This is a genomic window from Sphingobacterium rhinopitheci (assembly GCF_022627575.1).
Classification (GTDB): Bacteria; Bacteroidota; Bacteroidia; order Sphingobacteriales; family Sphingobacteriaceae; genus Sphingobacterium; species Sphingobacterium rhinopitheci.
Map to the genome: position 1 here is coordinate 17,646 of NZ_JADEYQ010000012.1, position 14,847 is coordinate 32,492.

Here is a 14,847-nt window from a genome sequence, read left to right on the forward strand (position 1 = left end):
TGGGTTATAAAGTTTTATAATAAGTGAAAAAGTCCCCCTTTTGAAAACTTATTATAGCGTTCTTGTATAATTGATAAAATTTAGGCACTTCCTTTAAATTACCAAAAACAGGCTTGTATCCAATAAAATGATCGATAGAAAAAGATTCATCCGCAAACATATCTATCCAGATAGATTTTAATTGATCCTGAACATTGGCCATATTATTTTTATGTTTTTCCTTATTGAGGTACGCCCACCAAGCGGCAACGATTATTGCGGAATATTCTAAGGCTGGTTCCTTCCTCTTTAGTTGCTTTAGTATAATAGGCAGAACAAATTTAGGAAATTTGTCCGATGAACCAGAGATAATACGAGCAGTACTATCGTTTATCATAGCGTTAGAAAATCGTGTTTTTACTTGTTCAAAATAAGTTTCATAATCTACATTAGGTAAATATGCTAGTTGGGGGATAACTTCTAATTTTACAAATCGATTAAATAGCGATACAATAACGGGGTCATTTACTGCAGTATGTATAGTTTCATAACCGTAATAATCCCCTAAAAGGCCTACTAGAGTATGTCCGGCATTGAGTATTCCGAGTTTCATGGCTTCATATGCTGATACATCAGCGACAAACTCTACGCCTATTTTTTGAAGAGCAGGAAAATTTGGATCGCCAACGTGTTTCTCTATAATCCATTGAAAATAATCCTCAGCAACAACTAAACAGTTGTCATTCAGCCCATATTGTTGATAAAATAATTCCCTATCTATGGCATTAGGTACTGGTGTTATACGATCTACCATACTGTTGGGAAATTCTATATTTTGATTTGCCCAATCTTTAAGTTCAGGATCATATTCCTGTAGAAAACTTAACACTGCTAACTTAAGAATATTACCATTTCCTAAAATATTATCACAAGATAACAATATAATTGCTGGGCCATTCTGATCGCACCTACGCCGCAATCCTTTAGCTAAAAAACCGAATACCGTTTGCGGGTTCTCTTTGTGTCGAAGATCCTGTTGAATACGATCATCGTGAATCTTAAATTCCTGTTTTTCAAAATCAACCATATACCCACCTTCAGTAATAGTAAAGCTAATTACTTTAGTTTGTTGATCTGCTATTCTATCAATGATAGCTTCAGCATCCTCTTCAGCATGAAGCATTTCAGCTATAGCATCAATAACGCGTACTTCTTCCGATTGATCTGCTGCTACCGTTCGTAAACAATATATCCCTTGTTGCTGGCGAAAATTGTGCACCAATGATTTGTCATTAGGCATCAAACCAACACCTGTTATTTTCCAATTGGCACTATTGACAGGATCAATTTCCAATAATCTGCTGATCGCATACGCTTGATGTGAACGATGAAAACCACCAATACCAATATGCACAATTTGAGATTTAGAATGTCTGAAATTTGGAATGATGACCTCTTTGGGAAGCAGATAACAATTATCTTTTGAAAGTATATCCATCTTTAATTATATTGATCTTTTTTGGAATAAAACGGCTAATATGATAATAATCCCTTTGATAAGTTGTTGCAGATAAGCAGTTACATCAAGTAAATTCATTATGTTGCCGATCATACCTAATATAAATACCCCTAATAAAGTAAAAAATACTGATCCACGCCCACCAGCGAGAGAAGTACCTCCAATAACTACCGCTGCAATGGCATCCAACTCCATACCAATTCCAATATTAGGAGATCCTACGCCTGTTCTTCCCACTACCATTAAGGCGGCTAGTGCTGTCAAAAAACCCGAAATAATATATACTAAGCATTTTGTACGCTCCACCGAAATCCCCGATAATCGTACCGCTTCTTCATTAGAACCTATAGCGATAATATGTCTACCGACCACATGGTACTTCAGTAAAACAAAAACAGCAATAAACAACCCAAAGAATAGCAGTGCAGACACAGGAATTCCAAATATACTCCCCGTTCCCAAATACATAATAGCAGCGGAATGTTCACCTACAGAGATAGGAGCTCCTTTTGAAGCTAAAAATCCTGCTCCACGTACGATCGTCATTAAGGCTAATGTCGCAATAAATGGTGCCATTCGTTGATAAGCAACAAGGTAGCCTGAAATAGCGCCAATACCAATCCCTAAAAGCAATACTATAGCAATGGCGGCAGCAAAATATACTTCATAAGACAATATAGCAAAAGCAACACCTATAAACGCTAATATTGAACCTACAGAAAGATCGATTCCACCTGTCAATATTACCAAAAACATACCAATCGATACTAATCCTATTGGAGCTACTTGACGCAATAAATTTTGTAAATTATTGCCTGACAAAAAAGAATCAGAAACTAAGCTAGAGCCAATCAGCAGCAGTAAAAATATAATTAGTGTGTTATTTTTTAATAATTTTTCTTTCATTACAATTCTATTAATTAGCTCCTAAAGCCATTCTTAAAATAATTTCTTCCGAAAAATCGGATTTTTGAAGTTCTCCAATTAATTGTCCCTTACGGACAATAACAATACGATCTGACAATCCCATTAATTCATCCATATCCGAGGAAACCATCAATATATAAACTCCTTGATCAGCTAACTCCTGGATAATCGTATATATCTCTGCTCTGGCACCTACATCAACACCACGTGTAGGTTCATCTACAAGCAAAACTTGAGGAGCAACATTAAGCCACTTGGCCAAAATTACTTTTTGTTGATTCCCTCCCGACAATGATGCTAACGGATCATCCATAGACCCTATTTTAATCTGTAATTTTTGAATAAGTTGTAGAACAATTTCTTTTTCTTTACGGAGATTGATAAATCCCCAACGGTTTGAAATCTTCCCCAAATTAGTTAGGCTTATATTTTCTTTTATAGACATTGGCAAAATCCCACCTAATCGCTTTCTATCCTCAGGTACCATCCCCCAGCCGCCTTCTATCATACCTTTTGGATGACGTAAGACCATTTTTTTATTATCTATAATTATTTCTGCCCTATTATTATAATTACCAAAAAGACTATCCAATATTTCGGTACGCCCTGCCCCAACCAAGCCACCAATACCTAGAATCTCCCCTTTATTCAATATTAAGGATATTGGTTCTACTGACATAACTGTTTGTAGGTTATTAATTTGAATCTGTTTTCCATCCAAGGCAGTATACCGTTTTTGGGGATACATTTGAGAAATAGAACGGCCTATCATCAAAGTAACCAAATCATCTTTGGATATATCTTTGGTAAATACGGTTTCTACAGAACGACCGTCTTTCAAAACAGTAATTCTGTCCGTTAACTCCAATAGCTCATCCAAGTGATGAGATATATAAATGATAGCTACCCCTCTGTCCCTCAAACTTCTTAATAAAACAAAAAGTTTGGCTAACTCAGCAGTTCCCAAAACTGCTGAAGGTTCATCAAGGATTAATAACTTAACATCTGACGATAAAGCTTTAGCAATTTCCACGATTTGCTGTTCCGCAATACTTAGCTTAGCCACCTTTTGACGTACATTAATTTGAAAACCCAGGGAATGTAACAATACTTCAGCGGATTTATTAATGTGGTTCCAGTTCAACCATTTCATAGAAGAACCTTTACCGAGATATATATTCTCGGCCACAGAAAGATCTTCCACCAAAGAAAACTCTTGATATATAATACTTATTCCTAAAGATTTAGATATGGAGGGTGAAGTTTTTAGTAGCGGTTTATTTTCGAATATTATTTCACCTTCATCAGCTAAATGCGCACCAGAAATTACTTTCATCAAAGTAGATTTACCCGCTCCATTCTCTCCCAACAAAGCATGGATCTCACCAGAAGTAACCTCCAGATTTACATCTTCTAAAGCTTTTACTCCAGCAAAATATTTTTTGATATGACGAAGCTTTAGCATAGGCATATATATAATATAGTAATAGGACAACCAGCATCCAGCACGGATGTATAGGAATCAAATAATACAGGTATTGTACTACTTTTGAACGATCGGTTCATATATTTTTATAATTGGTCTAACTCAAATATATGAAAAATGTTTAACCGTTTAAACCACTTCAACAAATTTAAAAATTCCCTGCCTAAACTATTAATAAGAATAATTTAAGAGCGTAGATTTTTGAATCACCAATTGGGTACTAAATTTATTCTTATTTTTAACATAATTGGGATTCAAAATTTGTGTTACAGCTTCTTTACTCATTTCTGCTATTGGTTGCTTAACATATGTCAATGGCGTTTTAAAAACAGTATATGCATCCGCTTGATCAAAACAAACTACACCAACTTGATCTGGTACCTCAATATTATGTTTAGATAATACGGCTAAGCCTGCCATAGCAATTCTATTGGTTAAAAAGTATAAAACATCTACTTTGTCCTGTTCAATGGCATGCATAATGATTTGTTCTATACTATCTATCAATCTCTTTTCTGGAATTTCGTACAGAAAAAATTCGCTATTATAGCGTTTATTTACAGATTCTACAAATCCTAGATTACGGTCATTCAGATGCTTTAAACTGGATTGAAGGGTAATAGCAGCAGGTCTTTTAAACCCTGATTCAAAAAGATGTGTGACAACCTCTGCTGAAGCAGCATAATTATCAATATTTATGAACTTATGAGGATCAATAGAGGTAAACTCCCTATCCATAATAACGTAAGGGATTCCTGAACGTTCGACAATATCTAGATATACATCAGCTTCTGCGGGTACCGCTAAAATTAATCCGTCTAACTGCTTAGCAACGAAAACCTCAACAATGGACTTAAATCGCATTGCATCCTCATAAGCGCTAGCAAATATGACGTTATAACCTTGATTATGCGCTTCCATTTCAATGTATTGAGCCAGTTCTGAAGAAAAAATATTAGAAATATCAGCTACAATCAATCCCAAAGTATACGTTTTATTGGTTTTTAAACTTTGAGCAATTTGATTAGGTGTATAATTATACTTTATAGCCAATGTACGTATGCGATCAGCAGTGTGTATATTAATTCTATTTATGAATTTGCCGTTAAGTACATATGAAACCAAGGCAACAGAAACCCCCAGTTCCTGTGCTATATTTTTCATAGATACTTTTTTGTTGTACATTTTAATTTAGCGTTATTAAATTGATAATTAAGACCTAATTAACGAAATTATATCTATAAAACAATAAGTATTTCTACCTAAAGAATATATTAATGAGATTCATAGACCCAACAATAGATAATATTTATACAAATAGTTTGATTAATTAAGTTCATATTCTTAGCATGCATAGTAAACCTTTACAAGAGCAATACGTACGGTTAAAAACGAATAATAAATAGCCTCCTACTAATTGAAAGATTGTGATGACAATGCAGCATTAAAAATATGTAATTCAAATAGCGAAAAACAAACCTTTATTAATTATGTTATAATTATTGTAAAACACATTCGATTATGAACAAACATATCTTAGTAGTTATTTTTCTATCGATTACTACAACAGTTTTCGGTCAAGAATTTAGCAGTTCTACTACACAAACATTTACCCAATCGGGTATAGGTATAGGATCAGCAATAGCCATTGTAGCTTCATGGGACAGGAATAAATCCATTCTTTGGGCAATATTGCACGGTATATTTGGGTGGTTTTATGTTATTTATTTTGCATTAACAAGATAATAATATAAGGAATTAGATCAAAATAAGGCATTTTGGGTATATATATTCTTATCTAATTAGATTCTGAATGCTCTCTTATGCCTTAGCTCTATTTTATTTTAGTTACATTTGCGTTTTAAAATACATATAAAAGTCATCCAGTGTCATTAGAGAAATTGAAACTTAGCAAGCGTCTTCATTCAAATATGAATGAATTAGGATATTTTACAGCAAAAGAAATACAAAATAAAGCACTTTCACGTATCGTCGGCGGTCATAACCTTATTGGAATTGCCCCTGAAGGTGCCGGCAAAACTACTACTTACGTACTAGGTGTATTAATGCGTCTAAAATATACAGAAGATGAAGCTCCAAAAGTTTTAGTGCTAGCACCTAATGAAGAACGTATTAATGAAATAGTAGATCGCTTTTATACCATCAGTGGCAATAAAGACCTATATATAATGGGCCTTAAAGCAAGTGGAAGTATGGAAGAAGAGATCGAAGCATTGGTCCGTGGTGTCGATATCGTTGTAGCAACACCAAATCGTGCCCGTGCCGTATATTTAAAGCTTGGCCTTAACTTGAATCGTATTCAGACATTTATTATTGATGATGCTGAAGAGATCATTAAACAGGGTATGCAAACAACCGTTAGAGAGTTGGCACAAAGCTGTGGGAAAGTTCAATACTTAGCTTTTAGCACAGTGGAGCATGAAAAATTACATTTAATGATTGATCCATTCATGCCAATGGCTACCGTTATAGAAGTAGAAGAATTAGGTGAAACAGTACTTGATACACATGACTTAATGTTATACCAAGTTCCTAATTTTACAACGAAGATCAATTTATTGAATCTACTACTGCGTGATGATGAAGTATTTGACAAGGTAGTGGTATTTGTTAATAGTAGATTGACAGCGCAGAAATTAAGTGAAAGCTTACATGCTAAAAAAGGTGAAGTAACCTTATTAAATCCATTCTTCCATGATGAAGAAGGCATAACTGACATCAACATATTCAAGAAAATGCCAGCGTGCCGTGTATTAATAGTAGCACACGAAGGATCCGATGATGTAGATACTAGCGGTATTCCTTTTATTTTCCATTTTGAAATTCCGGAAAATAAGGATCGTTTTATACAATACAATTTAGCGTCATCAAATGATGATGATGTTATCTCGATAACTTTTGCAACCGATATCGAACTTCCCGAAGTAAAAAAAATTGAGCAATCGTTAGGTAAGAAGATTCCAACAATTCCATTGCCCGAAGATTTGATAATCTTTCAAGCTTCAACGTCAGCAAAGGATAAGAATAAAGAAGACGATACAAGAGGTGGTGCTTTTCACAAGAAGAAAGAAAGTAATAGCAAAACATACAATTATGGCGGTGGCACAAAGGCTAAAATGACCATGAAGAAAAAGAAAGGTTAATATTTAATCCTGTAGGAAATAGTATTCTGCAACTGATTATATTTTATCCTAAATAACAAAAGCCGTAGTGATACGGCTTTTGTTATTTAGGATAATTACTTTTATTATTATTTACCCATGCGAGTAAGGATAGCTTCCATCTCTGTCATTACTTCATTGATCTTAGCTATTGTCAAATCAAAAGGCTCTGAAGTATTCATATCAACGCCTGCGTCTACAAGAAGTTCTACAGGGTATTTTGTACTACCTGAAGCTAAAAAATCTAAATATCTCTTACGATCAAGATCAGTTCCTTTTAATACTTTTTCTGACAAAGCAGTAGATGCTGTGAAGGAAGTAGCATATTGGTAAACATAGAAGTTATAATAGAAATGCGGTATATATGACCATTCTGATTTTACATTATCATCTACGATACACACATTCTTGTCATGTCCATAATATTTACGGGTCAGTGCTAAGTACATTTTGTCAAAATCCTCGCCTGTCAAAGCTTCTCCTTTGCTCACTTTATCATGAATCATAGCTTCAAATTCTGCGAACTGCGTCTGACGAAACAAGGTACCCTTCGCTCCTTCCAAATAGTTACCTAATATTGCTAATTTGGTCTTGTCATCTTTGATTTGTTGCAACATATAATCGTTTAACAATTCCTCATTCAATGTGGAAGCTACCTCCGCTACAAAGATGGAGTAATTAGCATTTGCAAAATGTTGCTTTTTATTGGTTAAGTACGAATGCATAGTATGTCCCAATTCATGGGTCAATGTAGACATGTCATTGTACTTTCCATTATAATTCATCAATATATACGGATGCACATCATAGGCAGAACCATTAGAATAAGCGCCCGATCTTTTTCCTTCATTGGGATACATATCAATCCATCGTTCCTCAAAAGCTTTTTTAGAAACATTTACATAATCAGGGCCTAAAGGCTTCAATGATTTTAAAATATTATCTACAGACTCATCAACGGTATAGGCTAAATCTACTTTTTCGACCAATGGAGCATACAGATCGTAATAATGCAAGGTATCTACCCCCATCATACGCTTACGCAAATTAAGATAACGGTGAAAAGTTTCCAGGTTGCCATTAACATTTTTAATCAAATTATGGAAAACTTCAGTAGGGATATTACCTGCATCTAATGCACGCTCTAACGTACTATTATAATTACGTGCTTTTGTCGTAAACAATGCCGCATTGATATTACCATACAATTGCGTACCAAAAGTACGTTGGAACTTATTCAACTGATTAAAATAAGCTTCAAATACTTTACTACGTATTTCTCTATCTTCACTTGCTCTATACAGCGCAAAATTTGCAGCATTTAAAGTTACCGGCTGACCATTTATATCAATAACAGCATGTGGAAATTCAGCGTTAGAAAAAGTACTAAAAATAGTAGCTGCATTTCCGGACATCAATGAGGAATAAGCCAACACTTTTTCTACCTCTTCCGAACCAGTATGTGCACGCTTACGCAATAAATCACTGAGGTAAAATTTGTAGGTGGCCAACGCTTTCTCTTCTGCTATAAAAGTATCTATTTGTTCTTCTTGCAGCAGCAATAATTCAGGCTCAATATAAGACGTTAACGCACCATAAGCTGAAAATAGCTGTTGCAACTCTTGTTTCATTCCTGCGTATTTTGTGACACGTGTATCTTGATCTGACTTCATCGAAGCATAAGATGATAAACGTACCATATCTTTCACAATCTTGTTGTTAAGTTCCAAAGCCTCCAATAGCATAGAGGACGATTGTGTCAACTTACCTTTATATGCTGCAATTTGCTGCATATCCACTTGAAGCCTATCTTTCTCTTGCTTCCACGAAGCATCTGAACTGTATAGGTCAGTCAAATTCCATTTATACTTTTCGGGAAGTTCCTCACGCACCTTCATCTGACTTACTGCTACTGTAGTAGAAAATAACATCATAGCGGTCATCCATTGTTTTTTATTAAACATATATTATATCTATAAATAGTTCCACAAAATACTAAAAAGATTTAATGATTTTAAATAATGACATACAAGTACTGAAAACAAGACAATACGATACTTGTTTAACAAATTACAAATAGCTAATACTCCTAAAAAAATCAATAAAATATGACGGAGAACCAATAATAACTATTACCATATCGCACTAACAACTAAGTAAAATACATAAACAAAAAAATATAAGGTAATTATTTTTATGTAAATAGGAATATATCTATGGAATGAAAACAAATTGACACATATTATTGTTTCCCAATAGAAGATATCACATATTAAAAAACAAACACTATAAATATAAAACCAACGTGATAAAATCTATAATCGATATATTAGATAATTGGGAAATTGATTTCAAAGCCTTTTTAGCAAAGCTAGTCTTAGGGCTATCTATATTACTTATATTTTATATAATAGGTAAATTAACGAAACATCTAGCCTATAAAATAAATTCTAAAGTGCTGTCCAAGCACAAAGATCTTCAAAGTATCCTATCAGGGATCATATACTATTTTTTCCTGTTAATTGGTTATTATCTATTCCTTCAGGTAATAGGCTTAGAGCAGTATTTTGTGAAATTGCTTGCTGGCGCAGGTATTGTCGGAATTATAGCTGGGTTTGCACTGAAAGATATTGCCTCCAATGCATTTTCAGGGTTACTGCTATTCTTTGAGAAGCCTTATGTTGTAAATGACTGGATACAAATAGATGGTCATTTTGGTAAGGTATTAAAAGTCGGCCTTTTGACCACATGGATGACCAATAAGTCAGGACAAATCGTCTATATCTCGAATCAATTGATATATAGCGGTGTCTTTATAAATTATACAACATTAAACAAGCGTGTTATTCGTTTTCAAGCTGATATCGAATCTTACTTTGATATTGATGAATTACGTAAACTATTCAATAATAGTTTAAAAAACGTTAAGAACTTTGTCGCTAGTGAAGAGATAATATTCCTTGTAAAATCTATTGGCGTCGATGGTAACTTCACTTTAGATATATCCTTTTGGGTAACATTTTCGAATGAAAAAGAATTTATTAATAGCGTGAGTGATGTCATGATATTAGTCAAAAAGATTAGTGTGGACAACAAGTTCAATATTATTAATACTGTTTGGATATCTGATGAAGATAATAACTCTTCTGCTGGTATGTATGGTAATGTTTAACATTAATTATCCTCGTTAGCGCTCAAATAAGCTATTTACTAAAATTAGAATAGGCTTTAACTGTAGCCTAACTTTTGTGCTTAATGCAGTAAGAGATTTAATGTAAAAAAAAAGCTTCTCGAATGAGAAGCTTTCATTTGTGCACTCCAAGGGAGTCGAACCCCTAACCTTCTGATCCGTAGTCAGACGCTCTATCCAATTGAGCTAGGAATGCTTTTACCGTAACTTGGAGCGTTATTCTCTTCCGTTTTGGTGATGCAAATATACCAATAATAATTAAAAATATAAACTTAAAACAGAGATAAACTTCTTCTACATTCGTTATCAGAAAGTTAAATTTCAAATTAATGCTTCAACATTTATCTTTATGGTAATTATTATGATATTGTGTATCTACATTGTACGGTAGGCTTCCCTAATCAAAGGTTGATCCACCATATAAATACGGATTAATAAAGTATAGCTTGATTAAAGGATATGCACGACTTAATCCATTTAATGCTTTATGGGTATGATTATTATTTTAATCAATTTAGCACGCCTATGCTAAAACTCTTACGGATTTATAGATTAAAATAAAAATACCTTTTAAATAGATCAATTTAAAAGGCTAAATATCAATCCAAATATATTCGAGGATAAAACACTTAATTGTGTTAATATTATGTGACAAAATAGCATCTCCAAACCGTCTTTGAAGATGCTAATGTTTTATGAACAGTATATTTAAACTAGATAGAATAAGTCTAATTTTCAGTCCCAAAACGAACCTTTTAGGAGATTATATTTATAGTCAACTTAAAGTAGCTTAATTATATAAACATATCATATATTTCCAATTTGAATATGCAGCGTGAATCATAAGTTCAAAGCGGCCACTTGTCTTGTAAGAATTACCTGCATATAATAATTAACCAATATAATAGCTCCGACAACCCAACAAAAAAATGATGCAACATACCTTATGACTATAAAAAGAAGATATGCCTTAATATTAAGAAATACTTTTGCTTATAGCCTCTTATGTGAAAACATCCACTCATATATTTCATCCTGATGAAATAAACGCTCAACACTACCATGTGTCCCTCCCGGTATAATAGTCAATGTAGCATCTGCATCAGGATTACAAGATTTAATAGCATTATAGATTTTTTTTGATTCTGATGCAGGAACTGCTCTATCCATATTACCATGTTGAATCCAAAGAGGAACTTTTGTCAAGTTGCAAGCATACGAAAGAGAACCTCCCCCACAGATAGCTACCGCTGCTGAAATACGTTCAGGATATTTTCCAGCTACATCCATAGTACCATATGCCCCCATACTCATACCACAAATATAAACACGCGAAGGATCACCATTATATTCTTGCAATACATAATCAAGTACTTCCATCACATTATCCGGATTCCATCCATTATTTGTTTGTGGTGCCACGACAATTCCAGGTATTTCTTTACCTCGTTTAGCAGCATACAAAACGCCATAACGTTTTACACGTTCCAAATTTTTACCCGAGAGGCTCTTGCCATGTAAAAATATAACAATAGGTTGCTTATCTCCTGATTCCGAATAATCCGAGGGTAATTTAACTAAAAAATTATATTTAGTTTTATTCATCACAGGTATGAGTTCACCAAAAACAGGTAAAAATGTAATAACAAAACAAAACGTAAGTAAGTAAATCCTATTCATAATATTTCCAATGCCGAAAATTGATTAGTCAAATGTAGTAAAATAAATACAAAAATTTACATGACTTTAGTATGACAATTGGTAGTTTTTTTGTATACTTGATTATACAAATTATCTAAAGAGCATGTTAAAATTAAACAAAGTAATAATAATAGGTACTATAGCTTCTTTGGTGGTTGCTATTAGTGCTTTTACACAACCAGAAATACCTCCTGCCAAAGAAAAACCTACAAATTTAAAAGTTCTTCCCAAAAACATTTCTGATGAAGAATTGACGAAAGTAATGCGTGGTTTTAATGCAGCTTTAGGGGTTAAATGTGGTCATTGCCATGCGGCAAAACCTAATGGTGAAAAAGGAATGGATTTCGCTAGCGATACTAATCCAAACAAGGATGTCGCACGTGCTATGTTGAAGATGACCAACAAAATCAATAAGAAATATTTTAACGAAAAACATGAAGGCATTATTCAAAATATAACTTGCGAAACATGTCACAATGGTAAAGCTATACCTAAAACCGTAGCTTTAAAATAAAGACTATTATACATAAAGCATATGAAAAACGTTATCCCAATATATAGAGGATAACGTTTTTTCTGTACTCCTATTTATTATTTATGTAAAAACGGTCACCGATAACTGCCTATACCAATCTTATATTATCATGCTTAGATTTATTTTTATCTCCATTAACGTTTAAAGATATAGAATAATCCATTTTCTTTTTTAAACGTTGTTTTGCTTTTTTTATACCTTCCAAAGAGATACAAAGTAATTCGCTCATAGTACTATTATTTAAATCCAATTTTTGAAGAGCAATTATTTTGAGATCATTATCAGTCAATTTTTGATATTTTTCTTTCATACCACTCAAATAATTGGGATAAACCTTATCAAATACTCCTTTAAATTTTAACCATCTTTCATCCGTCATAATATGCGACTCTAGCATAGAATTAAGCTGTTCAATAATGGCTTGAGTTCCCTCAGGATTTTGCTTCGAGACAGTAACTATATTACTTCGCAATTCATTGATAATAATATCATTATTCTTTATAGTGGCAGTAAAATCTTCTAAAGAATCTTTAAGTATTAACAATTCTTGATCTACGAGTTGTTTTTCATATTTCAACCTCAGTTGTTCCTTTTCCAAGAGGGTATTTTTAATTTTTATTCTAGTTTTAGATCTATTAATTAGTAAAAAAATTATAAAAAATATTAGAATAGCGAATACCGCGATATATATTACCATTCGTATTGTTTGCTCTCGCTTTATTTCTACTTCTTGGATATTACGATTGTATTTTTCTCTTTCACTATTCCAGATGATTTTCTGCATCTCCTTGATATCAGTTCTAGCTTCTAATGAATCCCTTAATACCAAGTAAAGATTTAGTTGTTTCAACTCTTCATCTTTATTATTTAACCCCTTTGCAATTTTTGTTAATGCATATGCGGCATCCATTTCATATTGTAAATAATAGGGTTTTTTTTCCATTAACTCTTTGCTCTTTTGGATATGCTTCAAAGCTAAATCATACTTTTTCAGCTCTATATAATAGTTTGCCAAAACCAAATTTGCGCGCATCGCATCATGATTTTCTGCATAACGAAGAGAAAGAGAAATATTTTTTTCGATAAGGTTAATAGCTTTGTTTTTATCCCCATTTTCCCATTCATATTGGGCCAAATTACCAGAAATAATACCTATCCAAACTGAATCTTTAGCCAATACAGCTTCTTTCATTGCTAGGTTAAAGTATTCAATCATTTGAGCTGTATTTTTTATATCAATATTATATAATGCTATAGCATTAATAAGATTGATGCGTTCTCTAGAAGCTCTTATTGAATAAGGTAATACTTCCTGAAGGTATTCCAATGCTGTGGACTGGTCACCTATATAATTAAAGAAATTAGATGCAAATTGGTAATGCTTTATGGGTAAAGGTATTTTTTGTAAATCAACTTTATCCTTTAAATCATTGGCCTTTAAATAATAAGGGAAAGCTTCAATTACTTTACGATACACAAAATTATAATATCCTTGTCTTATAAGTCCTATCATTTCCAATTCAGGATAGCGATGGTCTTTAATTAATTCATATGCTAACTTATAGTAGTAGTCTGATGAAGGATTTGTGTTGTCAATAGCGATAGAGAATCCATCAGCCATCTCCATATAATAAGCCCATTCCAATGGTATATTACGCTCCCTTTTAGCATACTCAAATAAGGGAGCTAGCTGTTGTTTTAAACGAACAGTATCTTGTCCAAATGATTCAGACAATAATAACGCGATTTCTATCTGCTGTAATGGATCTTTAGTTTTAATTATTTCATCTACAGTATTTGCTGCAAGCTGATTAACAAAAATGACTAATGATAGGAAAGTGCTAATAATAATTTGAACTATATATTTTTTCATGCTAAGTATTGCAGTCGGGCTATAATCATATTTGAATTATAAATATATTTGTTTAGATTAATTATTCCCTAACTATGATCAGTTTGTTTCGTTATTTTAACAAAGATAAAAAATAATATATCAGGACAAAGGATGATTAAAAGAGGAATTAAATTTATCTAATTAAACCATTATAAATCTCCATAATTCAATTATTTAAAAGAGAAATATATACTATTTAGGAGTATGACTCAAATTATTTATCTAGTTATTATTTCAGTTACCAATGAAGTAGGAATTAAGAATACTACAACAGCAGGTAAATAATAAAACCGCACTTTGTCCATAAGTTACTTCTGCCAAAAGGCGCCGCAAAAAGGCAGCTGCTGTTAAGTTCATATTAGCTCGCATCGATAAAACTATTTTTGACATATTTTTTATATTTTAAATATAATCTATAGCTATCTTATTAAACA

At 32.9% G+C, this 14,847-nt stretch carries 11 protein-coding genes and 1 tRNA gene; 4 read left to right on the forward strand and 8 right to left on the reverse strand.

The genetic code is table 11. The annotated features are described in order from the left end of the window. Window positions 1-4: 4 nt before the first annotated feature. The 4 genes from IP023_RS11295 to IP023_RS11310 all read right to left on the reverse strand — a co-directional run bounded on the left by IP023_RS11295 (window position 5) and on the right by IP023_RS11310 (window position 5,075). Window positions 5-1,477, reverse strand: a complete 1,473-nt coding sequence (locus tag IP023_RS11295) for a mannitol dehydrogenase family protein (protein ID WP_241790427.1) — start codon at window positions 1,475-1,477, stop codon at window positions 5-7. Window positions 1,478-1,483: 6 nt separating this feature from the next. Continuing rightward, on the reverse strand, window positions 1,484-2,404 hold the full coding sequence (locus IP023_RS11300; RefSeq protein WP_241790429.1) for an ABC transporter permease: 921 nt from the start codon (window positions 2,402-2,404) through the stop codon (window positions 1,484-1,486). Between the two features lie 10 nt (window positions 2,405-2,414). Beyond that, window positions 2,415-3,896 (reverse strand): sugar ABC transporter ATP-binding protein, encoded by a 1,482-nt coding sequence (locus IP023_RS11305; protein WP_241790431.1) that lies wholly within the window; start codon window positions 3,894-3,896, stop codon window positions 2,415-2,417. 186 nt (window positions 3,897-4,082) lie between these two features. Continuing rightward, complete coding sequence (locus IP023_RS11310) at window positions 4,083-5,075, reverse strand: LacI family DNA-binding transcriptional regulator (protein WP_241790432.1); 993 nt, start codon at window positions 5,073-5,075, stop codon at window positions 4,083-4,085. Window positions 5,076-5,432: 357 nt separating this feature from the next. Between IP023_RS11310 and IP023_RS11315 the strand changes: the two genes are divergently transcribed. Further along, on the forward strand, window positions 5,433-5,657 hold the full coding sequence (locus tag IP023_RS11315; RefSeq protein WP_241790434.1) for a hypothetical protein: 225 nt from the start codon (window positions 5,433-5,435) through the stop codon (window positions 5,655-5,657). 140 nt (window positions 5,658-5,797) lie between these two features. Beyond that, a complete protein-coding gene (locus tag IP023_RS11320) occupies window positions 5,798-7,075 on the forward strand; it encodes a DEAD/DEAH box helicase (RefSeq protein WP_241790435.1) in 1,278 nt (425 codons plus the stop codon). Window positions 7,076-7,182: 107 nt separating this feature from the next. Here the strand turns inward: IP023_RS11320 and pepF are convergent, their stop codons facing one another. Continuing rightward, window positions 7,183-9,057 (reverse strand): oligoendopeptidase F, encoded by a 1,875-nt coding sequence (pepF, locus tag IP023_RS11325; protein WP_241790437.1) that lies wholly within the window; start codon window positions 9,055-9,057, stop codon window positions 7,183-7,185. 341 nt (window positions 9,058-9,398) lie between these two features. Between pepF and IP023_RS11330 the strand changes: the two genes are divergently transcribed. Further along, on the forward strand, window positions 9,399-10,265 hold the full coding sequence (locus tag IP023_RS11330) for a mechanosensitive ion channel family protein (protein WP_241790438.1): 867 nt from the start codon (window positions 9,399-9,401) through the stop codon (window positions 10,263-10,265). Between the two features lie 140 nt (window positions 10,266-10,405). Here IP023_RS11330 and IP023_RS11335 read toward each other — a convergent pair. Beyond that, window positions 10,406-10,479 (reverse strand) — tRNA-Arg (locus IP023_RS11335). A 797-nt stretch (window positions 10,480-11,276) separates the two neighbouring features. Then, window positions 11,277-11,963, reverse strand: a complete 687-nt coding sequence (locus IP023_RS11340) for a carboxylesterase family protein (protein ID WP_241790439.1) — start codon at window positions 11,961-11,963, stop codon at window positions 11,277-11,279. 124 nt (window positions 11,964-12,087) lie between these two features. Here IP023_RS11340 and IP023_RS11345 point away from each other — a divergent pair, with 124 nt between their 5' ends. Beyond that, a complete protein-coding gene (locus IP023_RS11345; protein ID WP_241790441.1) occupies window positions 12,088-12,498 on the forward strand; it encodes a c-type cytochrome in 411 nt (136 codons plus the stop codon). 109 nt (window positions 12,499-12,607) lie between these two features. Here IP023_RS11345 and IP023_RS11350 read toward each other — a convergent pair whose 3' ends face one another. Beyond that, window positions 12,608-14,392: a tetratricopeptide repeat protein gene (locus IP023_RS11350; RefSeq protein WP_241790442.1), complete on the reverse strand. Its 1,785-nt coding sequence runs from the start codon at window positions 14,390-14,392 to the stop codon at window positions 12,608-12,610. Window positions 14,393-14,847 lie beyond the last annotated feature (455 nt).